The organism is Povalibacter sp. (genome assembly GCF_036520495.1).
Lineage (GTDB): Bacteria > Pseudomonadota > Gammaproteobacteria > Steroidobacterales > Steroidobacteraceae > Steroidobacter.
The window spans coordinates 218,221-245,218 of sequence record NZ_DATDJO010000004.1 but is presented as its reverse complement, the minus strand read 5'-3'; the positions used below and the strand labels follow the sequence as shown (position 1 = coordinate 245,218).

General features: G+C 63.0%; 16 protein-coding genes. 5 read left to right on the top strand and 11 right to left on the bottom strand.

Annotated features, from left to right (window positions below; genetic code table 11):
* Positions 1–551 (top strand): LTA synthase family protein (locus VIZ63_RS01880; protein ID WP_331607782.1); only part of this gene is annotated, 551 nt, incomplete at its 5' end.
* A 123-nt stretch (positions 552–674) separates the two neighbouring features.
* Positions 675–1,412: a ribonuclease H family protein gene (locus tag VIZ63_RS01875; RefSeq protein WP_331607781.1), complete on the top strand. Its 738-nt coding sequence runs from the start codon at positions 675–677 to the stop codon at positions 1,410–1,412.
* Between the two features lie 39 nt (positions 1,413–1,451).
* Here the strand turns inward: VIZ63_RS01875 and VIZ63_RS01870 are convergent, their stop codons facing one another.
* Positions 1,452–2,267 carry a restriction endonuclease gene (locus VIZ63_RS01870; protein ID WP_331607780.1) on the bottom strand — a complete coding sequence of 272 codons (816 nt, stop codon included), beginning with the start codon at positions 2,265–2,267 and terminating at the stop codon, positions 1,452–1,454.
* A gap of 896 nt (positions 2,268–3,163) precedes the next feature.
* Here VIZ63_RS01870 and VIZ63_RS01865 point away from each other — a divergent pair.
* On the top strand, positions 3,164–4,027 hold the full coding sequence (locus VIZ63_RS01865) for an alpha/beta hydrolase (protein ID WP_331607779.1): 864 nt from the start codon (positions 3,164–3,166) through the stop codon (positions 4,025–4,027).
* An 82-nt stretch (positions 4,028–4,109) separates the two neighbouring features.
* Here VIZ63_RS01865 and VIZ63_RS01860 read toward each other — a convergent pair whose 3' ends face one another.
* From VIZ63_RS01860 to VIZ63_RS01825, 8 genes are all read right to left on the bottom strand, one after another.
* Positions 4,110–4,820 carry a DUF1223 domain-containing protein gene (locus tag VIZ63_RS01860; RefSeq protein WP_331607778.1) on the bottom strand — a complete coding sequence of 237 codons (711 nt, stop codon included), beginning with the start codon at positions 4,818–4,820 and terminating at the stop codon, positions 4,110–4,112.
* Between the two features lie 155 nt (positions 4,821–4,975).
* Positions 4,976–6,466 carry an FAD-binding oxidoreductase gene (locus tag VIZ63_RS01855; protein WP_331607777.1) on the bottom strand — a complete coding sequence of 497 codons (1,491 nt, stop codon included), beginning with the start codon at positions 6,464–6,466 and terminating at the stop codon, positions 4,976–4,978.
* Positions 6,467–6,617: 151 nt separating this feature from the next.
* Positions 6,618–8,747 carry a glycogen debranching protein GlgX gene (glgX, locus tag VIZ63_RS01850; protein ID WP_349261100.1) on the bottom strand — a complete coding sequence of 710 codons (2,130 nt, stop codon included), beginning with the start codon at positions 8,745–8,747 and terminating at the stop codon, positions 6,618–6,620.
* A gap of 17 nt (positions 8,748–8,764) precedes the next feature.
* Positions 8,765–11,707, bottom strand: coding sequence for a malto-oligosyltrehalose synthase (gene treY / locus VIZ63_RS01845; RefSeq protein WP_331607775.1), 2,943 nt, complete (start codon positions 11,705–11,707; stop codon positions 8,765–8,767).
* A gap of 188 nt (positions 11,708–11,895) precedes the next feature.
* Positions 11,896–12,939: a sugar phosphate nucleotidyltransferase gene (locus VIZ63_RS01840; protein WP_331607774.1), complete on the bottom strand. Its 1,044-nt coding sequence runs from the start codon at positions 12,937–12,939 to the stop codon at positions 11,896–11,898.
* Positions 12,940–13,050: 111 nt separating this feature from the next.
* Positions 13,051–15,099, bottom strand: a complete 2,049-nt coding sequence (locus VIZ63_RS01835) for an amylo-alpha-1,6-glucosidase (protein ID WP_331607773.1) — start codon at positions 15,097–15,099, stop codon at positions 13,051–13,053.
* Positions 15,089–16,972 (bottom strand): malto-oligosyltrehalose trehalohydrolase, encoded by a 1,884-nt coding sequence (gene treZ, locus VIZ63_RS01830; RefSeq protein WP_331607772.1) that lies wholly within the window; start codon positions 16,970–16,972, stop codon positions 15,089–15,091. The genes VIZ63_RS01835 and treZ overlap by 11 nt, the downstream gene beginning before the upstream one ends.
* A gap of 502 nt (positions 16,973–17,474) precedes the next feature.
* A complete protein-coding gene (locus VIZ63_RS01825) occupies positions 17,475–18,356 on the bottom strand; it encodes a hypothetical protein (protein ID WP_331607771.1) in 882 nt (293 codons plus the stop codon).
* A gap of 294 nt (positions 18,357–18,650) precedes the next feature.
* Between VIZ63_RS01825 and VIZ63_RS01820 the strand changes: the two genes are divergently transcribed.
* A complete protein-coding gene (locus VIZ63_RS01820) occupies positions 18,651–20,189 on the top strand; it encodes a hypothetical protein (RefSeq protein WP_331607770.1) in 1,539 nt (512 codons plus the stop codon).
* A 73-nt stretch (positions 20,190–20,262) separates the two neighbouring features.
* On the opposite strand, the gene VIZ63_RS01815 is transcribed toward VIZ63_RS01820, so the two are convergent.
* Both VIZ63_RS01815 and VIZ63_RS01810 read right to left on the bottom strand, forming a co-directional pair.
* The gene (locus VIZ63_RS01815) at positions 20,263–22,128 is read right to left on the bottom strand and encodes an LTA synthase family protein (RefSeq protein WP_331607769.1); all 1,866 of its coding nucleotides are present in this window, start codon (positions 22,126–22,128) and stop codon (positions 20,263–20,265) included.
* Positions 22,129–22,233: 105 nt separating this feature from the next.
* Positions 22,234–24,675 carry a DUF6351 family protein gene (locus VIZ63_RS01810; protein ID WP_331607768.1) on the bottom strand — a complete coding sequence of 814 codons (2,442 nt, stop codon included), beginning with the start codon at positions 24,673–24,675 and terminating at the stop codon, positions 22,234–22,236.
* Positions 24,676–24,974: 299 nt separating this feature from the next.
* Here VIZ63_RS01810 and VIZ63_RS01805 point away from each other — a divergent pair, with 299 nt between their 5' ends.
* Positions 24,975–26,990 (top strand): hypothetical protein, encoded by a 2,016-nt coding sequence (locus tag VIZ63_RS01805; protein WP_331607767.1) that lies wholly within the window; start codon positions 24,975–24,977, stop codon positions 26,988–26,990.
* The last annotated feature ends 8 nt before the right edge of the window (positions 26,991–26,998 follow it).

Below are 26,998 nucleotides of genomic sequence, written 5' to 3'. Positions count from 1 at the left end.
CAGTCAAGTACGCTGACTACGCACTGGGCAAGTTCATCGATCGGGCACGCACCAGCGACTACTGGGCCGACACGGTACTCATGGTCGTCGCCGATCACGACACTCGCGTCTACGGCGACGAACTCGTGCCGGTCAGCAAGTTTCACATTCCGGGAGTCATCCTGGGTGCTGACATCGCTCCCCGGCAGATCGATTCGGTCGTCAGCCAGATCGATCTGGCTCCGACACTGCTGTCGCTGCTCGGCGTGGACAGCGAACACCCGTTCCCCGGCCGCGACCTCACACGCACATTGACCGAGTTCGGCAACGCATCACCGGGTGTACGACCGAGGGCGATGATGCAATTCGACCAGAACTTCGCGTGGCTCGAGCAGGATCGCCTGACCGTGCTGCTGCCCAACGGACACTCGCGCGACTTCATGTACGACAGACAATCGCGTGAGCTCGAACCCGCCACGGATTCCGATCTGGAAGCGGCGCGCCAGGCGCTCGCGAACGTACTCATGGCAGATTGGCTGTATCGGGAACAACGCTATCGGATTGCGCCGTGAGCCTTGGGTCGCGGCGTTGATGTGATCCGCCGCGGAGACCTGACCTGACGTACGCGACTGCATGTCACCAAGCCACCGCGTACACTACACGCCCTGCAATAAGCATCATCTGAAGGGTATCGAGTGGCGCAGAAGTTCTATGTCGTATGGGCCGGCCGACAGACCGGCGTGTTTTCAGATTGGGAGACGACTCGCAGCCTGGTCCATGCATTCGCGGGTGCACGCTACAAGGCGTTTCCGACCCGCGCGGAGGCTGAGCAGGCTTTCAGGGCAGGAGCCTCGACGCAGGCACGTGCGGCAGCCAAACCGTCGACGATCAACGCGCCCACCGCAGGCGATGCAACGAAGTTCGACGTGCAGATCTACTGCGACGGCGCGTGCGACCCGAATCCCGGCAATGCGGGTTCAGGCATGGTCGTGTATCGCGGCGGACTCGTGCAGGAACTCTGGTACGGCCTGTACAACCCGAACGGCACGAACAACACCGCGGAACTCAATGCGTTGCACCAGGCACTGCTCTATGCCAAGCGTGAGATCGCAGGCGGAGCGAGCGCGCAGATTCTCAGCGATTCGAAATACTCCATCAACTGCATCTCGGTGTGGGCGCCAGGATGGGAAAAGAAGGGCTGGAAGAAAGCCGGTGGCGAGATCAAGAATCTCGAGATCATCAAGACCTCCTACGCGCTGTACACGAGCCTGCTGCCGCAGCTCACGTTGACGCACGTCAGCGCACACGTCGGCACCGAGGGCAACGAGCTCGCGGACCGGATGGCGATGCTCGCCGTACTCACGAAAACGAAGGACTTTCGCCAGTACGAGCCGATCGACGTGCAGCAGATCCTGCGTATGCGAGCGGGTTGATCGCACAGCGATCGATGACGCCCGCACTACATGCGACTGCTACTCGATCTCTTTCGTACCCCGGCAATCCGGGTACTTCGGGCATCCCCAGAATCGCGACCCGGCATTTGCTCCGCGTTTCGCGGTTCTCCCCACCATGGAACTGCCGCAGCGTGGGCACGACGGCCCTGCCGAGCCGGCAGACCATGTCGTCGTCGCCCGGGCATTGGTGATTGTCGGCTCGAGATATGGCTCGGCACTTCTGGACTCTTCGATCATTTCCTGCAGGCTCGGGCCATCGATCAGTTCGACGCCCGACGTAGCCGCAAAGTCACTGGCGTCCGCTGTATAGACTCCCGACGTCACGAAGATTCCACCGGCGGCGCCTTGCGCGCTGACGACTCCGAACAGCTCACGAATCGGCTTCACTCCGACGGTTGCTTTCCTCCACTGCTTGCATTGAACGAAGTACTTTTTCCCATCCTTGCGCAAGACCAGATCGACGCCGCCGTCGGCACCGTCGACCGCATTCTCAATGGCGGAATAGCCGCGACGCCGAAACGCTTCGCCAACGATGGATTCGAATCGACGCCAGGGAAGCGCACGAATGTCTTCCAGGCCGCGCTGTTGATCGAACTTGCGGGCAATGAATCGCGCGCGAATGAAACTGCCCAGCGCCAGGACGATGAACAGCCCACAAAACAGCGGCGTGAGCTCGCTGAGCCCTTTGCCGATGCCCACCGAGAGTGGATGCAAGGAGAAGTACGCCGGCGCCGCATATGTCAGCACCAGGTACGAGACGACCGCCAGCGCCCCGCTCACCCACCATGGCAACACCAGCAAGACATCGATGAAGGATTCGCGCCTGCGAGCCATGTGAACTCCGTCTCCGATTACCCGTAGTGCCGGAGTTCAGCACGGCATTCGTCGATGGAATGGGAATCACGTCAAGGATCGGGTCGCCTGCTCGTCCTCATGCTGCCCGCATGCGCCAAATTGCGCTCCAATTCTCGGTTCTGTTCACGCTCTGCTGCGGCATTGCAGGAGCCGAGCCTTCGGATGCCGAGATCCGGCAGCTTCTGATCAGGCAAAGCATCGCGGCTTATGCCGGCAATTGCGCGTGCCCTTACAACCTCGATCGCGCTGGTCGTCAGTGCGGGAGGCGCAGTGCGTACAGCAAGCCGGGTGGGGATGCGCCGCTGTGCTATGCGGAGGATGTAACGGGGGAAATGGTTGCGAGGTATCGGAAGGTTCGCAGTTGAGACGCCAGTGAGCGAAAAGCCCTTCGACGGTGCTCAGGGCGAACGGAGGAAGAGTTTCGACTCTCTACCTCCGTTCGTGCTGAGCCGGGTCGAAGCACTCCGGCTCAGCCCTGCGTCCACAGACTGACTCAAAGGCATGGATCCCCGCCTGCGCGAGGAGTGACAATTAATCCCCTACTCCTTCCCTACCACCGCCTTCCGTGGGATCGATCTGGCGGCATCCATCGCCAGCAGATGCAGGAGTGGACGGTGAACGAGTTGAATCACAGAGGGGTTCGCTATACCGAGCTGCGCGGATCCGTCGAAGAACGCGCCGCGAGAGTGGTGACCGATATCTCAACGCACCCCTAAGCCTCTGAAACCGCACAGCTGACCGACACCCTCCGCGAATGGAATGATGACGGCTGCTGCCAGCTCCTATAGTGCATCTACGCATTTCACGGCGTGGGCAGCGCCAGGGATTGCTACCATTTCATAAGACATCCCAACCCTCCCTGCCTCGGACTTGCGATGACAAAACCGATTCCCATTGAACGCGTTTCGCTTCCCGGCTCGGGTCTCAGACTCATCGCCGATGTAGCGGGACCGGCAGACGCGCCGAGGATTCTGTTCCTGCACGGCGGCGGGCAGACACGCCAGAGCTGGGGTGGCGCCTTGAAGCAGGCGGCGAAGCGCGGGTATCGCGCGATCTCGGTGGATCTGCGCGGACACGGCGACAGCGACTGGTCACCGGATGGCAGGTACAGCCTGGCGCAGTTCGAAGCCGACATACGCGAAGTCATCAGGCACATCGGCGGTGAGCCTGTCGTCGTCGGCGCGTCGCTCGGCGGGATGATGAGCATTCCGATTGCGGCCGCACCGCCGCCTCGCGTGCGGGCCCTGGTGCTGGTCGACGTCACGCCCCGCATCGAAGTGGAGGGAACGAATGAGGTCATGGCTTTCATGGAAAGCGCACCGAATGGTTTCGCCTCCCTCGACGAGGCCGCAGCGGCCGTCGCCGCGTACCTGCCGCACAGACCCAGGCCGAAAGACACCGGCGGACTGAAGAAGAATCTCCGGCTACGCGACGGCCGCTACTACTGGCACTGGGATCCGGCCTTCATGCAGATGACCCGCCAGGCACAGTCGCAGATCGACTTCGAAGGACTGATCCACCTGGAAAACGCCGCGCGCGCGATCACGGTCCCCACGCTGCTCATCCGTGGCAGTCAAAGCCGCATTGTCAGTGAGGCAGGCGCACGCGAGTTCCTGAAACTGGTGCCGCACGCAGAGTTCGTCGACATGGCCGGTGCGCACCACATGGTGGCTGGCGATGCCAATGATGCATTCAACGAGGCGGTGTTCCGGTTCATCGACAGACAAGTCGACCGCTGATCGTCCTCGGCAAGACAATACTTTCTGCCCTGCTGACAACGTCGGCCGTCATTTCAGGGAAAGCGACAGTGACCGAACCCGGTCAACGCAACGTCGTCGTCGCGGCGCCCGCAATCGCACCCTGCCCCGATCGCTGCAGCAGGACAGCGACCGCAGTCGCATCGCGAGGGAATGTGGCCAGCGCGACGGTCATCGTCTGCGGCTTGCCATTCCAGCGGCCGATCCGCTTGACGGAGCGAACGACGTTGAATTCCTGCAGTGACTTCTTCGCGTTCTCGCCGCGACCGACCTGCGTCGTGGCGTGATCCAGATACGACACCACGTAAACGTCCATCGTCTCCTGCCAGGACTCCGGGAATCGGATCCGCAGATTCGCATCCACCTTCGACAGGTCGATCGGCAACGTGTCGCGATCGATCGCGATCGCCTCGTTCATCTGCATGCGATTCGAACCGATGAGACTGGTATCGCCGCTCACGACCGCCTGTGGCGTGAAGGCTCCGGCTCTGGACAGACGACTGACGTAGCCGCGCTGGCGTTGCGCCGCTTCGGGAATGGAGAAGGCATCTTTCCAGCCTAGGTCGTCCCAATAGTCGACGTGATACGCGAGGGCGACGATGTCCGGTCTGCGTGCGAGTTCGCCCAGCAACGCATCCGCAGGCGGACACGAGCTGCATCCCTGGGAAGTGAACAGCTCGATGACGACGCTCGGCGCCGCACTCGTGATCGCAGGAAGCGCGCTGGCGCTCATGACGACCATCGATAGAAAAATGCTCTTGATCGTTCCGTTCATGCGCGCGAACCCGGTTGTTGCCGTCGACCATGACCAGACCGACGAGGGATCGCGAATATTACCGCCTGAATGGGCATCAGGGGATCGCGAGACCGCGCGGAAGTCAGTATCAGGATCCGTACTCCTCGCCACCCCGCAATGTTCCAGCGGTCCTGCTACGCCTGCGCCGGTTTGACGTTGGCATTCAGCCGGAACAGGTTGGTCGGATCGTACTTCGCCTTGAGCGCGGCCAGACGCTGATAGTTGCCGCGGAAACTCTCGCTGATCTCTGCCGCCGTGACTTCGCGCGCCATATCGTTCACGTAGAAGCCGCGCGTGAACGGCTCGAGTCCTTTCCAGTAGCTGCGCGTTGCCGCGATATGGTCTTTGGGATCCGCAACGGTGGGATAGGCGACCACGGCCATCATGTTGGCAATCGCATCACGATGAGCGAAGGCCGTGGCCGTTTCGGGAACGCGCGAACTCGCGCCACCGCAGTGCTGGAAGAACAGCACAGTCGTGCGGCGCGGATCGGGCCGTATGCCGTCGACGATAGCTGTCATCAGATCGCCGGACAGTCGCGTCACGAAACCGCTCTTCATGTACGAGGCAATGGCACGCGAATCACCGGCGTCGTTGGCGCGCTGCACGGCGAGGTAGTCCATCGTTTTGAGGGTGTCCCGATCGGACTTGCCCAGCTTGCGGATCGGTGCGAGCGCGGCCTCGGCATCGGCCGCCGGCCCGGAGTAACAGACTTCCAGCGCAACCATGCCAGGCGCACCAGCCGGCGGCAGCACCAGACTCGGATCAACGTAAAGGTCGTCGGATGCCACGGAGGCATAGTCCGCCCACACGCCCATCACCTCACGGGCTCTGGCGAATGGAAAGCTGATGGTTCCAGCAATCACCTGGGGCGGTCGCGGGTGCAAGCGAAACTCGAACATCGTGACCACACCGAAATTCCCGCTGCCGCCGCGCACGCCCCAGAACAGATCCGCGTTTTCCTGCTCGCTGGCATGAACCAGTCGTCCGTCGGCCGTGACGACATCGACAGAGACGAGATTGTCGATGGCGAGTCCGTAGCGCCGTGCGAGACGGCCGAAGCCGCCACCCAGCGTGAGTCCGCCCACGCCAGTGTGCGAAACGGTGCCCAGGGGCGTGACGAGTCCTTGCGCCACACAGGCCTGATCCACCTGGCCGAGCAGCGAGCCGCCCTGGACCCAGGCCCGGCGGTGCTCCGCATCCACGCGAACGCCGCGAAGATTCGCCAGGTCGATCAGCATTCCCTTGTCGCAGCTTGACTGTCCTGAGCTGCTGTGTCCGCCGCATTTCACGGCCAGCAGCAGCGCATGCGCCTTCGCGAACGTGACCGCACTCTGCACGTCCGCGGCATTGACCGGCATCGCGATGAGCGCAGGATGTTTATCGAACGATGGATTCAGCAGCAGCCGCGCCTTGTCGTAACCCTGGTCGCCCGCCAGCAGCAGCTGCCCCTGCAGTTGCCCGGCCAGTTCATCGAGATCGCTGCCTCGCAGACTGATCTGCTGGCCATTGCCAGTCACCGCATCGACATCCGGGGCACGGCCCGTGCGGGCGGCGAGGACGTAGTGTGATGGGAGGGCTGCAGCCGCCCACAAGGAGAACTGCAGAAAGCGGCGACGCTGCATAAGGCCCCCCGACCTCGCATCGTTGTGATGTGTGGCTAGTAGATGCCCGCGTCCGGATGAATGCAAGTGAACCGGAACTGACCTGCCGCCCTGCTGGGGTATACAGCCCACCATCGAAATACGCCGGGCTTCGCACCCGGACAGGAAGCAGTCAGGATCGAGCGGCCGCAGAATCCATGCTGAAGAGCAGCATCGATCGGCCGGTCACGTCATAGGTGTCGCCGCTCGAAAACGCCGCTGAGTCGCTCTCGGCGGGATCGCCGTGTCGATTCGTGTCCATCCACAGACGCCAGTGCGCCGTTTCGCCGGCATGCGTCGGCAACGTGAAATGCACGACGTCGTGATAGGCGTTGAAAATGATCAGCACCGTGACGTCACTGGCCCGTTCGCGGATGCCCGTCGCCTGCGCCCGGCCGTCGAGGATCAGTCCGAAGCACAGCATGAGCGAGTCGTCCCAGTGCTCGCGTTCCATTTCGCCGCCGGTGGCGTTGATCCACGTGAGTTCGCGCACACCGATGCGTTCGTTCATTTCGCCGGACAGGAACCGGCTGCGGCGCAGAATCGGATAGCGGGTGCGCAATGCGATCAACTGCTGCACGAACTCGTGCAGCCGCTCACCCAGTGGTGAGAAGTTCCAGTCGAGCCAGCTGATCTCGTTGTCCTGGCAGTAGGCATTGTTGTTGCCCTGCTGGGTCCGCCCGAACTCGTCGCCCGCGAGCAGCATTGGCGTTCCCTGGGAGAGCAGCAGCGTCGCCAGCAGATTGCGCATCTGGCGCTCGCGCAGTGCATTGATGCCGGCATCGTCCGTGGGACCTTCGGCGCCGCAATTCCAGGAGCGATTGTCGGAACTGCCGTCCCGATTGCCTTCACCGTTCGCTTCGTTGTGACGCTCGTTGTAGGTCACGAGGTCGTGCAGCGTGAAGCCATCGTGCGCCGTAATGAAGTTCACGCTGGCATAGGGTTTGCGACCGTGCCGGTCGAAAATATCCGCAGAACCGCACAACCTTGGCGCCAACGCCGCGGCTGACGCTTCGCCGCGCCAGTAGTCGCGCACGGTGTCCCGGTACGTGTCATTCCATTCCGCCCAGCCCGGAGGAAAGCGCCCGACCTGGTAACCGCCGGGTCCGCAGTCCCAGGGTTCGGCGATCAGCTTCACGCGCGACAGCACCGGATCCTGCGAACAGACTTTCAGAAAGGCGCTGCGGTTGTCGAAGCCATCCGGTGAACGGGCCAGGATGGTCCCGAGGTCGAACCGGAAGCCATCGACCAGCATGTCCTGCGCCCAGTAACGCAGGCTGTCGGTCACCATCTGGATGACACGCGGATGGCTGAGATCGAGCGTGTTGCCCGTGCCCGTGTCGTTGATGTAGTAGCGACGCTCTTCCGGCATCAGCTTGTAATAGGAGAAGTTGTCGATTCCCTTGAAGCACAGCGTCGGCCCGCGCTCATTGCCTTCCGCCGTGTGGTTGTAGACGACGTCCAGGATCACCTCGAGGCCGGCGTCATGAAACCGCGCCACCATCTCCTTGAACTCCTGCACGCCGAGCATGGGATCAGCGAAGTAGCGCGGATCGACGGAGAAGAACGCGATGCTGTTGTAGCCCCAGTAGTTCGTCAGTCCGCGCTCCAGCAACTGACTGTCGTTCACGAATGCGTGCACCGGCAGCAATTCGACCGACGTGACACCGAGGCTGCGGATGTACTCGATGACTTCCGGTGTCGCGAGGCCAGCGAACGTACCGCGGAATGGTGCGGGCACGCGCGGATGGAGCTTCGTGTAGCCGCGCACATGCGCTTCATAGAGGATGGTCCGATCCCAGGGCACCGACGGCTTCTGAATTCGATGCCAATCGAAGGTCGGATCGACGACGACGCTCTTGGGCACGAACGGCGCACTGTCGCGTTCATCGAAGCTGAGATCCTCATCCGGATGACCGATGGTGTAACCGAAGCAGGCGTGATCCCAGCTCAACTGCCCGATGGATTCGCGCGCATAGGGATCCATCAACAGCTTGTTGGGATTGAAGCGGTGTCCTTCCTGCGGCGCATAGGGTCCGTACACGCGATAGCCATACACGGTGCCAGGTTGGCAACCGGCCAGGTAGCCGTGCCAGATCTCGTCGGTGTACTCCGGCAATTCGATGCGTACCTGCTCCTTCTCGCCCCGCGCATCGAACAGGCAGAGTTCGACCCTGGTTGCATGAGCCGAGAACAACGAGAAGTTCGTGCCCTTGCCATCCCAGTACGCACCGCGGGGATGAGGCGAACCTTCACGGATCATGCGGCTGGTGTCGAAGGTCACGCGGAATTCTCCGAGGCATCCGGCAGCGCAACGGCTGTCGCCGCAGAACGTTCCGGTGTGACCGCGTGGTCCGCCTGCAGGAGAACCGCAAACGGAAGCTGCGCCAGCGCGTCCGCCACGCGAATGGCGTCCCCGGACGACTCGACCTGCCTGCCCGTCAGAATGTCATGCATCGCCCCGCGTGACTGATCGTCGATACGGATGACCGTCGATCCCCACACGGGCCCGACGGGCGGCGTCATCGCTCCGCCGTTCAATGTGTAATGGGCTTGTGACACCACCACGATGACGCGCTGCGTTGCATGGACCCGCATGAACGCCAGCAGGTGCGGCGCCTGCTCTCCCTCGACCGTCAGCGGGACGTAGCTCCCCTGCGCGAACAGCGCTGGCAGGTCGCGCCGCAATCGGAGCAACCGATGCGTGACCTGCAGCTTGGAGGTCTCGACTGTTGCCGGCTCACTGGCCTCGATGTCGGCAAGCTGGCGTTCCAACGACATGAAATCCACTGGCTGACGATTGTCCGGATCCACCAGGGTCAGCGACAGTGCTTCACATCCCTGATAGAAATCCGGTATTCCGGGCGCCGTCAGCTTGATCACGAGCTGCGCCAGCGAATTGAGCCGGCCGAAGAAGCCGAGGGTGCTGGCCAGCTCCTGCAACTCCTGCAGGAACGCACTGCGCGACCGCGGCTGCAGCAGCCGTTGCAGGAAGGTCTGCAGGGCCTGCTCGTAGTCCGTATCAGGGATCAGCCACGAAGTAATGCGCTTGGCTTCCCGCGCCGCCTTGACTGCGTACGCTTGTGCACGCTGCAGCAGCGACGCCGGGTCGCTGCTGGAATCCCAGATGCCGAGTAATGTCTGGTACAGCAAGTACTCGTCATTCGGGTCAGGTGCGTACGCATCGAGAAATGCCACACGCTTGCTGCGATTCAGCCGTGCCCACCGCGACACCTGTCGTCGCCATCGCTGCGGCATCTCGCTCAGTACCGCAATCCGGGCACGCACGTCCTCGCTGCGTTTGGAGTCGTGCGTCGATGACGCGAGCAGCGCATGCGGCCAGCAGCGTGCGCGTTCGCCGTTCTCGTGATGCAACGCCTGGGTCGAGAGACTGTAGCGCCGGGGATCCGCACCAACGTCGTTCAGACACACGAGCCGGTTGAAACGATAGAGCGCCGTATCCTCCACGCCCTTGGCCATGACCGGCGCCGTCACCTGCTGGAACTTCATGGCGAACTCCAGCATCGCCGCACGCTGCACCGGTGGCGTCGCGCGTTCCGGCGCCATGAGCAACGACTGACGCAGGAACTCGAACACGCTCGTTTCGGTGGCGAGCCCGCTGCGCCGACGTGCGACCGATAGGGCCCAATCGATGGTTCTGCGGTCTTCGTCGGTCGAACCGCGCGCGCTGACGTAGGTGCGGTACACGGGGAAACAGGCGATCACGTCGATGATCGCGTCACGCAATGACGAACGGGTGAAATCGGCCGTGTGGCGATCGAGCCGGGCAATACGATCGAGCTGCGTCGCCAGACCTTCGACTTCGGGCGCGAGCGCAACACGCATGATCAGCTTGCGGCTGTAGTACGCGATGTCTTCGAACGAATGGCGTTCGTCGATGAAGTCCTCATAGATGCGCGTCATGGCGGCTTCGCTGGCGCCCGTCACCAGCCAGCTCGCGATCTGGGGGCTGAAGTCATAGCCGGTCGTGCCCTGCAGCGGCCACGACTCGGGCAGACGCTCGTGCGGGGCGAGGATCTTTTCGGTGACGATGAAGAACGTGTCGGTGTCCCGACGCACCGCCGCCACTGCGGAACGCAAGCGGTGGAAGTAGGCCTCCGGATCGTACAACCCGTCGGAATGATCGATGCGCAGCCCCTGGATCCGGCCCTGTCCGATCAACTCCAGAATCAACCGATGCGTCTGCGTAAAGACCCGTTCGTCATTCATGCGCAACGCGGCCAGCGAGTTCACGTCGAAGAATCGGCGGTAGTTGATCTCATCCTGCGCGACGCGCCAGAACGCGAGCCGGTAGGCCTGCGACTCATGCAGTGCGTCGAGCCGATCGAAGGACGCGGAATCGCCTGGCACACCATTCAGCGCCGCGACGGCGCGTTCGATGTACGACAACAATGGCGGCTCGCGTTCGATCAGCCGCACCAGTCGACGCTTGTGAGCCTCCTTGTCGCGATAGCGCTCCGCCCGCACTTCCTCACGGACATCGTTGCGCGGCGGCAAGCGACCGAAGGCGCTCATCAGACTCGAAAAGTCAGCCGCTGCCAGTTCATTCAGCGTCGGCAACGGCATGCCCTCGAAGATCTGCGGATAGTCGCGCGGGTCGATCGGGAAGCGATGCTCGTGATAGTGAAGGCAGAACTCGCCGCGCGCGGCATCGAAGGCGAGACGGATGTCACCGCGCTCCAGCGCCGTGCCGTAAGGATCGCCGAGCACAGGCACCAGGAGGCGATCACGCATGGAGGCGCGCTGCGGGCGCCAGTCGATATCGAAGGCAGCGGCGGCTTCGGCCGCCGGTCCGTTCTCCAGCACATCGAGCCACCACTGATTGTCATTGCCCATCACGCCCAGATGATTGGGCACGATGTCGACGATCAATCCCATGTCGTGGCGGCGCAGCTGATCCGTCAGGTGCTCGAATCCCTCGGCACCGCCCAGCTCCGGATTCAGCCGCGTGTGATCGGTGACGTCGTATCCGTGCGTGCTGCCCGGCCGCGCCTTGAGGATTGGCGACACATACAGATGGCTGATGCCAAGCCGGTCGAGATAGGGAACGATGCGGGCAGCGTCCGCGAACGTGAAGGCGCTGCTCAGCTGCACCCGATACGTGGCGCGCGGAATGCCTGCGTCTGCTCTCTGGGGAATAGATGCGGCTTCAGGCGAGCCTGCTGACACTGCGGCGTGGATGCGATCTGGTACCAATGACACCTACTTGAGCCTGCGCACGCACTCCAGATCACAAGATTGGGATCTCCACGGGGAACACGGGGTGACACGGGGCGAGAGACACTCGAAGAATGCGCTCCTTCGACCCAGTGTTTCCCCGTGTTCCCCGTGGAAATCTGCATTCTTCTTCACTGGCACTTACTGCGACGCTCAGCCAGGTACCGTTGGCGCTAGTGCACTTTGGCAACCGGGCCGTCACGATGCTCGTACTGCGCATGCTGCTGGGCCAGGTTGACGAAGGGTGTGACGTGATCGGATCGATGAACGTGCGCAGGCAGGCATTGCAGCGTGGCTGCGACGTGCGACGGTGTACCCAGATCGCTCCAGCCGCAGTCGGCAATCTGCAGGACGCGCAGATCCTGGGGCTGCTGCTGCAGGATGTCCCTTGAAAAATCGATCTGTGGCAATCGGTCATACATTTCCACGATCGCCGGCCAGCCGGAGTGCGGGGGCTCGGCGTGCAGCGCGGCGTTGACGATGGCCTGCATCTCGAGCGAAACGACGGAGAAACGTTCTGCAAACAATTTCACCAGCGAACGCACTGACGCTGCGATGATGAGCATGTTCCACAACGCGCCCTGCCCGATGATGTGCTGCGCAGTCAGCGGATCCGGCTTCTCCACGAAACGACTTACCGTGAGCATCCCGCGATCATCCGGGGGGCCTGGCACGATGTAGCCGAGTTCCGAATCCGCAGCAGTCGGCTCGATGCCCATCAATACGGGTGCGCTGCGCCTACGCAGTTGCCGGACCGCGGATCGCAGCGCCCGTTGCAACACAGGCTCCGATTGCACGTAGTGATCGGCGGGAAGAACGACGATGCGGGCATCGGGATCACGCGCGGCGATGTGCAATGCCGCGTACAGGATGCCGATGCCGGTGCCACGACCGCGCGGTTGCACGATCACGTTTTCCGGCGGCTCATCCGCCAACACGGAAGCCCACCATTGCCGGTGCGTCTCGGAAACGATGCTGCAGGTACGCTCGGGTGCAGCGACGTGTTTCGCGCGCGCAATGGCTGCACTGAGCAACGTCTGACCACCGCTGAGCGAGCAGAACTGCTTCGGCACGGAAATTCCCTTCGCGTCGATAGTCAGTTGACGCAGCCGGGTTCCTTCACCCCCGGCCAGTACCAACGCCCAGGTCTTGCGTGCGCTCCGAGAGGCAAGCCTGCGTCGCACTCTTACAGAGGGATAGCCGAGCTCGATTGTCATGTCCCGCCTCGAGATATTGTCAACGATGCAACTATTTGCCGCCGCCTCGCGGAGGCCAACGGCAAATCAAATCCGTTGCAACCCGCTGCAGTTCCCGACTGGCGACATCATTTATCGATCAACCATGTAAGAAGGCGACGCTTCGTGACGAGTTCGTAACCACGCACGCAGCACCTCCCCCACGCTCCAGGCCTGCGCAATGCAGCCGCCGGGAAGATGAGGCGGCTCCGCGTCGAAAATTTCACTGATACTGCCGATTCCGGCCTCGGTCAGGTGCGCAGGAAATTTCTGCAGAAAGGTGCGTGCAGCGACATGATCCACGTGAACGCGCAGATGCGCATCGATGAAATGACCTATCAGCCACGGCCACACGGTTCCCTGGTGGTACGCAGCATCGCGCGCCAGCAGATCGCCGAAGTAGCGCGACTTGTAATCCGAATGCTCACGATTGAGCGTACGCAGACCGAATGGGGTCAGCAGGTGTTGCTGCACCGAATCAACGACGGCCGCCCAACGATGGGCGACAAGAACGGGGTGCTGAAGCGAGACGGCGAAGATCTGATTGGGTCGCAGTGCAGGATCGTCGCCCTCGGGCCCCTCGATCACATCCAGCAATGACCCGTCATTCCAGAACTTTCGGTTGAAAGCCTGATGCGCCTGCGTCGCCACTGCCGCGTAGCTGCTGCCATCGTGACCGAGATCCGACGCCCACTTTTCCATGAGCCGCAGCGCGTTGTACCAGAGCGCCTGAATCTCCACCGGTTTGCCGCGGCGCGGCGTCACCACCCAGCCATTCACTTTCGCGTCCATCCAGGTGAGCTGGTACCCCTCCGCGGCCGCACTGATGAGGCCGTCATCCGGATCCATGTGAATGCCGAAGTGCGTGCCGCGAACGTGATGCTCGACGATCGACGCCAGCACCGGGAACAACTGTCTCACGATGCTCTGATCGCCGGTGACGGCGACGTAACGGGCGATGGCGTGGAAAAACCACAGGGTCGCATCGACCGTGTGATACAGCGCGACGCGTTCTCCCTCCGGAAACAGGTTGGGAAGCAGTCCGTCCTTCACGTAGTTCGCGAAGGTGCGCAGGATGGCGCCGGCTTCCCGGTAACGGCCGGTGCACAGGGTCAGCCCTTCGAGACTGATCATCGTGTCGCGTCCCCAGTCGCCGAACCAGTGATAGCCCGCGTAGATGCTGCGCAACTCGCCGCCCTTGGCCTGCGCCATGACGGTTTCCTCCAGGCGGCTTCCAGGAAGGACGACGAACTGATCGGATGCCATCACCAGGCGTTGTGCGAACCTGTCGCTCTCCGGCACCTTCGAGAGCCGCAGCAGATCGTCGAGCCTTCTACGCTCGGCCTCGAAGACGGCCGAGGCATCGAAGTCGAGTTGCTCCCAGGGGTGGGACGACGCGATGAAGCAGGCGGACTGCTGCGCTTCGAGCGGCGCGGAGAACCAGCCCGGGCTGTACGCGCTGTCCAGTGCCACATCACCCCGATCGCGATCGATGCGGTAGATGAACTCGACGTCGTGCTGCTCCTGCGTGGTGAATACCGTCGGTCCCGGCTGGATTGCCATTCGCAATGTCATGGGATTGTCCGCTACGCGCACCTCGTGCCGCCCCTGTTGCACGGACAACGTGAACAGCCCTTGAGGTTCATGCGATGGCACCTCGTCATGCCGTCGGAACGACACGAACGGCCGGATCCGCAGCATCGCTGCTTTTCCCTGCAGCAACTCGTACCGGACGCACACCGTGTTCTGAAGATGCGGCATCACGATGGATTTCTGCAGTACCACGCCGCCCAGCGCGTAGACCCAGCAGGCGATGCCGCGATCGAAGCGGAATTCGCGCAGCCAGCGATGGGCATCGCCAACCAGTTCGCCATTGGCGAACTCCACGCCGCCGAGCAGAAACTGCTGATCGCCCACGACCAGTAATTCATCGCATCGCGAGATCAGCACGTGGCGTCCTTTCGGCGAGCTGAGATTCGGCACGAACAAACCGTGGTACTTGCGGGTGGCCGCGCCGCTCAGCGAAGCCGAGGCATAGCCGCCCAGGCCATTGGTGACCAGCCATTCGCGCTGCAGGAGTTCGACGGGATCGGCCGGTCCGTCCCAGCGAACGACGAAGTCCTGATCGGGATCAGCCGGCATGACGCAGCAACGTGGCCGAGTTTGCCTGGATACGCCACTGCTGCACGGCGTTCACTGGGTCGATCGCACCGGCGCCTCCGTAACGGGGCGATTCACTGGCCCACACGACCTGCCATCCGCTGTCGCGCTGCGGCGCCAGCAGCGGTTCGGGATTCGGATCCAGCAGCAGATCCAGATCGAGATTGACGACCAGGAGCCGGTCGCCATGGACATCGTCGAACCAGCGCAGGACGAATGCATGCTCCGACAGCACCGCACCATCGATGCTGTGTGAGTCCTGCGCCGCGATCACCGGATCATCGCGACGAATCCGCAGCAGGTCCCTGTGCAGTGCCACGGCTTCGACGTGCATGTCGGCTTCGCGCCAGTCCAGCCTGGCATTCATGAAAGTCGTCTCCGCAACGGGATCGTTCATGCCGTCCTGCACAGCCGCGGTGTCGTACGCCCGGAACTGCTTCATGAACTGACGCCGCCCGTCGCTGATCGCCTGCGCCAACGCTCCGGAATGATCCACGAAGAAATCGAATGGTCGCGACGATGAGAATTCCTGGCCCATGAACAGCAGGGGCGTCTGCGGGCCGAGCAGCAGCACACCTGTCAAGGCGCGATAGCGGCCGGCATGCACCCTCGAATGCAGACGCGCGCCACGATACGTGTTGCCGACCTGGTCGTGGTTCTGCAGGAAATGCACGCACGCAGCCGCGGGCATGCGTCGCAGCGGCGACCCGCGCCGTTGCTTCTGCCAGTGGAAGTACTGTCCTTGATACAGGAAGCCGTGACGAACCGCGGACACGAATTCCTGCGCACGCCCGGTGTAGTCATGGAAGTAGCCATCCCGGCTACCGGTCAGCGCGACGCGTGCGACGTGATGAAAATCATCGTTCCACAGGGCGTCCAGGCCCTGGCCACCGTCGGCGGCACTCTTCAGGTGCTCGGCCTGCTGGGGTTCGTTCTCTGCGATCACGACGATGCGCCTGGGCATGGCGGCCTCGCGCGCAAAACGGGTCAGCGCGGTGACGACGTGCTCGTCGCTGTCGTCGAGGATGGAGTGAGTGGCGTCGAGCCGGAAGCCGTCCAGATGAAACTCCCGCACCCAGTACGCCGGATTGGCACTGACCAGCTGCCTCGCGCCTGCTGCATGCGGTCCATCGAAGTTGAACGCCTCGCCCCACTCCGTCCCGTGTTTCGTGCTGAAGAAGTGCTGACTGAAGCAGCGCAGATAATTGCCGTCCGGCCCGAGATGGTTGTAGACCACATCGAGAATCACGCCGAGTCCGCAAGCGTGCGCTGCATCGACGAATCGTTTCAGGGCGTCGCGATCGCCGTAGCCATGGAACGGAGCATAGAGCTGCACACCGTCATAGCCCCAGTTCCAGCGGCCCGCAAACTCCGCGACCGGCATCAACTCGATCAGCGTGATTCCGATGTCCTTGAGCCAGCGCAGCCGTTCCCTTGCTGCATCGAAGGTTCCCTGCGAAGTGAAGGTGCCTACATGCAGTTCGTACAACACCTGTCTGGCGAGCGAGATGCCCGGCCAGTCATCGTCCGTCCATCGAAAACCCTCCTGCGTCACCAACTGCGAGGGACCATGCGGCCCCTGCGGCTGGAATCGCGACCAGGGATCGGGCCAGGGACCCTGCTCGTCCACGCGATACATATATAAGGTCCCGGCGGCCAGCTGGTCGGTACTACCGACGAAATAGCCGTCGCTGCCACGGCGCAACGACAGGAGAAGCTGCAGACCATCCGCACCCACCACGTCGATCTTCCCGGCGTCGGGCGACCAGGCTCTGAAGTGCGCGACGCCACTGGCGTCGATGAACGAGCCGGTCAGGTCCCGCGCCGTCTCGTGATCCGTTGCCTCAGAGTGCATGGTGATCGACAGTCGAAATGTAGCCAGCAGTCGTCATGCAAAGCGCGATCGACCGCCAAAGTTCCCAGGTGGCCGCACCCACTCAGCGGATATTTCCCCTCAGCTGCTGCCCTGCGACACGTGCGCCGGCCGGCGCGCGACGTGAGATGTCAGTCGCCGACCCAAGGAAAGATCTGATGGATTCCTTTCGTGCTGACATTCAACGGACGCACGCACGAGAGTGGAGCGCTCGACTTGGGCTCATCCCGCACGACGTCGAGTCGGGGCGCAGGATTCATCGCACGTCCGTCGCGGGCGTCGAGTCGGTGACCTGAAGCGGCTTTGGCTCAGCCAATGGCGGGACACATTAGCCGAGACTTCACACGAAGAGCATGGGGAGCACGGAGGAAAGAAAACGATCTGTCTCGCCCCTTACTCCGTGTACTGCGTGCTCTCCGTGTAAATGTGTTCTGCGGCCCTTGTCCCAGGCGTTGATCTGCCTGAGTAAGTCCCTTCGCCCGTTTCACTGCGGCGGTGGTGCGTCGCCGGCCGGTGGAACTTCAGCTGCTGCTGTTTCGCCGGGCTTTGCTTCATCTTCCTCGGCAATGTGCGGCAGTTCCGTGGCGCCGACCAGCACTGGCATCAGGGACTCCACGGTCATCTGCGGCGGAATCCGTGAGATGCTGCCTCGATCGCAGGACATATTGCGACTCACCACCTTCACGCCAAGCTCCCTGAAAACGCCGGTCGACAGTTGATCGAGCAACTCGCACTCGACGGGATCCAGGCCGATGGACCGATGTGACAGCGTCACCGTCTGCCGCTGCGCCTGAAACAACACCGGATGATCGTTCTTCGCCGCCGGATTGCGGGTCACCCGTGAAATCAGCTCACGGCGCGACTGGTCGCGCTGCAACTCCTCGATGATTTTCGGCGTCACCTGCGTTGGCCACATCAGGCGGATGCGAACGCGCGTCAGTTGTTCCAGGTTGGCGGGTCGATTCCCCAAACGAACGGAGGGGGTCGACCGCCAGGGATCCATGGGATCGGTCATGGTCTTCGTCGGATCGGCCCGTGTCCCCATGTTCGGGGACATATCCGCAGGCATCAACCCGTTGTTGCAATCGTCGGCTCGCACCTGGATGTCATCCCGGGCGCCGATCGCCTGCAGGATGATGGCGACACGCCGGCGCAGGGCATCGCAGGAAAACACAGCGACGGAACTGCGATAGAGAAAATCGACCTCCTGCGCCTTCCAGACAGTCGGCACTGTCGGTCCCTGCGGGGCCGCCTGTGCCGCCGCTGCAGGCTGATTCCCGGAGGTGGCCTGCTCTTCGGCCAGCGCCTGAACAGTGACCGAAAGCGCGATCGTTGCACCAGCAACGAGCCATGAATGAATCGCCATGTCCGTTCCCCCACCGCCGCAAAGGAATCGCCGGTTGCCATTGTCCGCGGCCGCAAGCCGAACACAAGCCGGCTATTGCCGTCGGGGCGCCTGTTGCGGGACCGTCGGCGGATTCCGCAATCCTCGCCACTCTGCGGGCCCGGCGTCCCGTTGGATTCCCTCCCGGACACAGTCGAACATCTGCATTCTCCGGATGCCCGGCTACGACCGAAGGACCCACAGAAGAACCGGAGGGAAACGAGTACCTTTTCCTTCGCGACGGGACTACGCTTGCCGGACTGCTGGGGATCCCCGATGACGCACCTGATGCGCTTCGAGTTGCGAGTCTCTCCCCGTGTGGCGGCGGGTATCGTTTCCGCCCTGCTGCACCTTGGCCTGTTGCTGCTCCTTGCGTTTTCCAGCGGCCGGTTCGACGGCTTTCACGAGGCAGAGACCTCGCTCACCTCGCTGGTGATGCTCGACACCCCGCGCGCCGATCGCAGGGATGGCGTTCACACTCCGCCCCAGGCCCTTCCCCCTGCTCCCGCCCCCGACCCCGAACCCTCGCGTGAGGATGACGTCGAGCAGTCCCTGCCGATCCGCGAGCCGACGGAGTCGATCGAGTCGACCGAACTCGCCGCTGCGGCTGCAATCAGCGCACCGGAGATTCCTGCGTCGACCACGGCGAGTGACACGGCGATCACCGAGTCGCTGGCCACATTCGTTTCACCGTCCCCCGAGCAAGCAGCGCTGCTTGCGAATCTCGCCCGCCTTGCCGAAGAGCTCGCGCAGGCGCCTACGGCGCAGGTGACGTGGCAGGAGGCCGGCAAGCAGTATCGCGCCGCACTGGTGCGACAACCGGCCAGCACCGGCCTCGAGTTCGATCGCGTGGTCGCCGAAGTGAGCGCCGAAGATCATGGCAGGCAGTTCAGGACACACATACGACTCAAGCGCCTGGCCTTCTCTCACTACACGCAGATGATCGACCGCTGGGACCCGATGGTGCATCTGCACGACGATGAAATCGTCGGACGTTTCCATGTCAACTCGCAGTTCAACCTGCTCTACGACCGTAGCGCGACGCCCGTGTTTCTCGGCAAGGTCACCACGGCAGCGAGCGGCTTCACCACGCAGGCGGGCGCCAAGCGGCGCGAAGCGGATATCTTTCGCGGCGGCATCGAAACCAAGGTCGGGCGCATCGCGCTGCCGGAACAGCTGCAGCCCTTTGAATGGGCACCGCGCGAGGCCGACGTGCGGATACACGAATTCGGGAGCGACACCCGCATCCGCTTCTTTGCCGACGGCAGTTATGCCTGGCAGGGCCGCAATGCGAACGACAGCGGCTATCGCAACGAGCCTTCCGCACAGCCGGTGTACTTCATTGCCTCCCGGACCGCGACGCTGTACGTACAGGGAATCGTGTCCGGCAAGGTTCTCGTGTACTCGCCGCAACGAATCGTCGTGGAGGGCAGCCTCAAGTACGCGCACGACCCACGCGACTCTGCGGACTCGGACGACTACCTGGGCCTCGTCAGCGACCGGACCATCGAAGTCGCCGGCGCGCACGTGACCGGGCCGGGCGACATCGACATTCAGGCCGCTTTGTTTGCCCGCCGTCGCTTCCTGGTGCGCGATATCGATCATCCGCGCCCGGCGACGTTACGGATCTACGGCAGTCTGGCGGCCGGCAGCGTGTCGGCGTCCGAGCCGCGCTACGCCACCCGGATCGAATACGACAGCCGCTTCGAGCAGCAACGCCCGCCGGGTTTCCCGTCCACCAACCGCTTCGCGGCCGAAGACTGGGACGGACTGTGGACCGAAGCAGCGGAACAGACCGTCGCCGGCGAATTCTGATTTCGATGTGCAGGAGCCGGCCGAAGCGCCACAGACCCATGGGATCGACGCACGCATCCTCTGCGCCAACGCGTCAGTCAGCCGACGGCTCGTCGATCTCTTCGAACACCTCGTCCAGCCGATCCCAGTAATGCAGCTGCGCCAGGGCCCGCACGAGATCGCCGGCTTCGAAGCCAGAATGGGACAGGCGCTCCTCGTTCGTCGCCTCTTCGAGTGCATGGAAGTACCGATCACGCGGAATACCTGCACGCGACAACAGCATTCCAGGCAGCGACCAGGAGGCGATATCTCGCGAAAGCGAATCGTTCGAGCGGTTGTCGAACAGCATCCATGGCACCGGCTGTTCGCGTGCCGGTCGGCCGTCCTGAAATCCCACTGACTCGTAGACGGCGTTGAGCGGCGGCAGATGATCGCTGTAGACCAGCAGCAGCGTGCGCCGGGAACGCGACTCGACGAAGTCCACCAGTCGGCCGATCTGCTCGTCCGTCGCGCGCAGCAACGAGACATAGGTGGCGAACATCTCGCGCGCCTCTTCGCTCAGCGCAGCGTCGGCAGCGGTGGCCGCATCGGCCTGCAACTCACCGTGTGGCGCATAAGGACCGTGATTCTGGATGCTGATGCCCATGATCAATTGCGGCGCGCCATCGTCGGTCATCTCGGCGATGATCTTGTCCGTCAGGGCCGCATCGCTCACGTACCAGCCATAGCGGTGCGCGTCTTCGAACTCGCTGCTGTCCATGAAGCGATCGAACCCCATCACGCGGAATGCATGGTTGCGATTCCAGAATGCGCCGCCGTTGGGATGGATTGCGAGCGTGCGATAGCCCTGCTCGCCCAGCAGCCTGACCAGTCCGGGAAACTCGCGCCGCGTCAGTTGCAGGTAGGGATAGCGCACGTGCGGAAAGGCGGCGAGCGGCAGGCCGGTCAGCACTTCGAACTCAGTGCGAATGGTGCCGCCGCCGAAGGTCGGCACGTACAGATCGCCCGACCAGCCGCGTGCCGCGCTGGCATGCATGCGGCTCAGCACCGCACCCGCAGTGCCGGGCAGTCGTGCCGGATCAAGCAGGGACTCGCTCTGTACGATGATGATGTCGGGAAGTTCGTCCGCGGCGGCCAGTACCTCGGCGGCCTCTGGCGGCGTCAGTCCGGCGTCGCGTGCCAGACGGATCGCGTTCGACAGATCCGGCTGCTGCTGGCCGCTCCCGCGCAGTTCCCAGTAGAACAACAGCATGTTGGTGATCACGCCCGTCCGCGCTGCGCTGTCCGAGGGCGCCCACGGCTCGAACTGCAGTCGACCCGGATCGTAGATATGGGTCCAGGGCATGCGGCCCTGGAACAGCGTGATCACCAGCGCAATGGCAATCGCCGCCGCGACAGCACGACGCAAGCCTCGCAGCGACGCAATGACCGGCTCGCGCGACAGCATCAACGTGACCACGAAGACCCCGGCGGCGATCAGCAGTTGCGTACGCACGCCCGTCAGGTAATGACTGAAAAACGAATAGTTGACGCCCAGCGCCCGCAGGAAATGGAAGTCGTCTGGCAGCAGCGGTGTCGCCAGTTCGCGAACTTTCAGGTGATTGATCGCATAGAGAACCGCGAGTGCCACCAGCGTGAGCCACGTGGACAGCACGAGCCGCCGGGTGATCACGACCAGAATCGCGGTGAGCATCAGCACGGGGATGACATTCAGCAGCGCCAGCCACCAGGGTTGAACGCTGTTGAATGTGGCCGGCCAGGGCAGCGCGGGATCGAGCCAGCTGATGAGCAGGACGTAGGCGACACCCACCGTCAATGCGCCCGCACCGAGGCGCATCGGCGATGCGTTCTCACCCGCCAGGCGAGTCTCCGCAAGTGCCAGCCGGCGCTTCTTCAACCACTCGGAAAAAATCACCGTCAGCCCATACTCGATCAGCCATGCCTGGGCCAAGGCTAGCACGGCGGGGAGCGATCCCCGCCGCGCACGCCGTCAGCTCATCCCTGAGCAACGACCTGAGCAACGACCAGAGCAACGGCCTGGGCAAGCGGCGGTACCGACCCCGTGTCAGTGTTTCGGCGGCCTGGCGCGATCCGGGCGCGAGTAGTCGCAGACGCCCTGCGGAAAAACCTTCTTCAACCGCTCCAGTTGCTCGGCGGTCGGTGAAGCCGGCAGGTACGCGCCGTCAGCTGCGGCTTGATCCACGGACTTGAGCGCGCAGCGATAGATGCCGCCTTCGATCGGTGCGCCTGCAACGATGCGCGATGTCGAATAAATCGGGAAACGCTGCGTGCAAGGACCGGCCGGCTTGTCGTCCAGGATGCCGTTCCAAGCATCCTTGCCCGCGTAGATCAACTGGCCGTTCACGTCGAAGCAGCTGTCCACCGCACGCGCGGGACGATTGCCGCGAATGCCTTTTTTGGGATTGTTCTGGATATTGCGCACCCACTGGTCCATCAGGGCGAGCGCCTCCATCGACTGACTCGCCTTCGGCACGCCGGGCAGTGTGTCAGTGAACCAGATGACGAGCATGTCCGAGTTGCCCATCCTGTCCAGCACGCGCTGACGCACCGCGAAGCTCTGATGCACGTTGTGCATGTCGAGTTCACGCTCCATGTACTGCCGATGATCGATCGTCGGCAGCGTGAGCTTGCCGCTGAAGACCATGCCCGATGTATACGCTGCGCGCATCGCCTGCGGATCGCCCTGCGTCCGCGGCGCAGGTTCGGTCACGCCCGGCACACCGTTCATGTTGCGTCGACTCCACGGATCGAAATAGCCGGGCACCGTCAGCGCCTTGTTGATCTCCGCAGCCGTCGTGCCGAAGAACGGAAAGCCTTCCTGCACCATCTCGCTGGGCTGCTTCCAGCCACCGATGTTCCAGTTGAGGTGCACGAACTCTTCCATCGTGATGTTGCCATCCTGCAGCGCGCGCAGGCCGTACTGAACACCGACGTTGTCCCAGGTCGGTCGCGCAGCGCCGCTGGCGTCGACGCCGTAGATATTTCGCAGATCGTCCCAGTGCGTCCAGCGGATCGCCGCGATGGCCGACTGCGGCTCGTAGTTCTGCTGATTCGGCGCCTGTCCGTACCAGGGATTCATCGCCAGCGGCGACAGGCCGCGCCACGCCGGAATGCATTCGGTCGAACCGACCGCAGTCCCATAACCGAGCGCAGTCTTCAATGGAGCGAGCGGATCGTTGACGGCCGCGAAACCTTCCTCCGCATTCATGCCGACCAGCCAGCTGCGGTTCCTGGTCGTGCGCCACTTCGGATTGGCGCGATCGGTGGCATCCATGTAGTACTCGAGCAGTTCGCAGTCACCGACATGGATCGTCTGCGTGACCATGTCGGGATACGACTGCACCGGCAGCAGCGCATCGAGCACACCGGGATTGTTCTGGCCGAGGATGTATTGCTGGATCGCGCCCCCCGAACCGCCGAGACCGACGGTGTAGCTCGGCACGCCATAGCGTTCGATGAAGCGCTCCTTCGTCATCATCGCGGTCTCGCCGGCGACTTGCAGGTTGTAGTGCGTGCCCGTGTTGTTGCCGCTCGAATGCACGATGGCATAGCCGAGTCGCAGGATATCGGGATTCAGCGAACCGCTATGCACCGTGCCCTGCGCGTGGCCGATGGCCACGCCGCCCTGGAACCAGTAGAGCAGCTTGCGATTCCAGCGGCTCAGATCCGGCTTCGCCGGATTCTCACCGGCAGGCGCGAGCATCGCGAAACTGTAGAGGAAGCGATTGATCGAACCGACTTCGCGCCGGACGATGAAATCCACCACGTGCCCGTCGGCCAGCGTGACCGTCGTCATGTCGGCGGGACGCACACCGTTCGACGGCAGCGTGGCCCATGCATTGCCGGTCGTGCGGTACAGATACGTGACGAATGTTTCGATGGCGCAGTTCTCGCTGTAGCCGATCACGTTGCCGGCGCTGTCGAAGACCCGGGTGCCTGGCGGCGTCGCGCTCTCGATGATGGGCTGACGACCGACGGCGCTCTGCGTCGTGGAGCAGACGAAGGGATGCTGCTGCGGACCGGAGAACATCGGTCCGCTGATCGGGTAATTGATCAGCTTGATGGCATCGCGCTCGTAGCGGCCTCTGGCATAGACCTCGAGCGTGTTCTCGCCGTTGCGCAGACCCGTGATCACCCCTTCGAGACGATCGCCGCTCGCCTGCAACGACGGATTGATGGCGCGGCCGTTGAGGTAGAACTGCGTCTTGTTCAGCAGCCCGCGCGCTCCGCGCACTTCGATCCGCGCATCGTCACCCGACACGTAGCGCGGCGAACCCGACAGCACACGCAGCTCCAGATCCTTGCCATGGTGGCCGTGGCCGTGGCCATGCCCCGGCCCGCCCCTGTCGCGATCATGATCCAATCCGGCCAATGCAGGATTGGCCGGTGTGGCGGCCAGCATCACGGCAGCAAGCAACGAAACGACCCATACGCGAACGCCATCGCTGTATCGAACGACTTCGAGCCCGACTCGATTCCTGTTCATGGTTTCCCCCGGCTTCGTTGATTGACATGCGCTCTTGGCCCGACGAGCCGGCGCACTTGCCAGCCATGGATACTCTCCGACAGTTGACTTTGCAATTGCGCAAGGCCGCAGGCCGGCGTCGATGCGCGGTACCGCATGGATGTATACCGGGCAGATAGACCACGATGCCCATCGCGGGGAGGTAACCCCTTCCGCACGCGGCAAGGAGCCGACCTGCCGTGACAGGCATCCGTCGCACCGCGCTTGCCTGATGGCGCCATTCCCAGTAGAACTTCCCGCCTTGCACGCAGGAGTCACCCATGCCGAATCGTTTCTCGTTCTCGCGTCCGATCCTCGTATGCAGTGCCGCGTTGCTGGCCGCACTGACCGGTTGCAGCCGCCATAACGACACCGGCGCAGCGGCACGAGCGCCGGCCTATTCCGCCATCGAGCGCGTGGCTTTCAATCGCCGCGCCGCCGAGTTGTTCCTGCCTCTTTTCTGGCGTGAAGATGTCAACGGCAATGGTGCGCTCGATCCCGACGAACTGGCAGTCCTGACGGGCTATCCGCAGGACACGTGGACTTCATGGATCGATACGTCCGGACGCTTCACGGCGGAATTCTCCAGGGCCTACGAACAGATGCAGAAGGCCGATGCAGTGCCCGCCGATGCCGCGGAACAGACTCGACAGAAACTGGTTCGCGAAGAGCTGGCTCAGGGGCAGCCGACGCTCGTCGCCAACGACTTCTCCCAGGCCGCAGCTGCCGAGAAGAATTTTCTCGATCACATGCTGAAAGTCGGCGAGCTGGTGGAACGGATCTACGCGCGACAGAAGGGCGTATTCGGCCTGGAAGCACAGATCCCTGAAACCGATCGCGCGAGCCTCGCGATGTTCCACCGCAACCAGTCGCCGTTCTGTGAAGCACCGAAAACCGAGAGCGATCCCGGCTGCTCCGCGATCGCGCCGAAACCGGCACGGATTGTCGGGCTGTATCCGGCGGACATTCAAAGCGACCCCGGCTTCTGCGCCGTGCTGGAAAAGCAGCCGAATGCTGCCGCGCTGATGGATCATTTCAGCGTCGTTGTCGCAGGCGACAAACCGGGGACGTACCGCGCCGTTCCCTACAACGAAGCGTATCGCCTGGAGATGGAGGCCATCGCCACGGAACTCAAAGCCGCCGCCTCAGGATTCGGCGACGATGAAGCCGCACTCAAGCACTACCTGCTGGCCGCCGCGCAGTCTTTCCGCAGCAACGACTGGGAACCGGCCAATGCCGCCTGGGTCGCGATGGGCGCGGAGAACAGCAAGTGGTTCGTTCGCATTGCGCCGGACGAGGTCTACTACGAACCCTGCGCCTGGAAGGCAGGCTTCGCCTTGCAGGTGGCGCGCATCAATCCGGAATCGCTCGAGTGGCAACGCAAACTCGATCCGATGAAGAACGACATGGAGAACGCACTCGCGGCGATGGCCGGCAAGCCCTACAAGGCGCGGGACGTGAAGTTCAAGATCCCGGACTTCATCGACGTGGTGATCAATGCCGGCGACCAACGCTCTGCGACCGGCGCAACCATCGGCCAGTCACTGCCGAACTGGGGCCCCACCGCCGAGAAAGGCGGACGCACCGTGGCGATGACGAATCTCTATACCGATGCCGACAGCCAGGCGACACAGACCCGACTCATGTCATCCGTGTTCTGCAAGGCGACCAATGCCACCGCGAACACATCACCTCGCGAACAACTCATCGGCTCGTTGCTCCACGAAGCGGCCCACAACCTGGGGCCCTCACATGAGTACAAGGTGAACGGCAAGGAAGACGACGCGCTGTTCGGCGGCACGATGGCCTCCACGCTCGAAGAACTGAAAGCGCAGACCTCCTCGCTGTACCTCACTGACTGGCTCGCTGCCAAAGGCGTGTTCACTGCCGATGAGGTCCGCCGCATCCAGTTGCGCAACATCGCCTGGGCGTTCGGCCACATTTCCCGCGGCATGTACACAGCCGATGGGACACCGCGCAACTACAGCCAGCTCGCGGCGATGCAGGTGGGTGCGTTCATGAAATCCGGTGCGCTCGTGTGGAAACCCGACGAGCCGGCGGCCAACGGCACCGACCAGGGCTGTATGGAAATCAATTTCGAGACCCTGCCCGCCGCGATCGAATCGTTCGAGACCACGGTGCTGAAGATCAAGGGCAGCGGCGACAAGGCCGGTGCAGAGAAGCTGAAGGCGGACTTCGTCGATGCGAAAGATGGATTCGCCGACCTCAAGGGAGTCATCGCCGAGCGCTGGCTGCGCTCGCCGAAGGCGAGCTTCGTCTACAGCGTGAAGCATTGAGGTCTGAT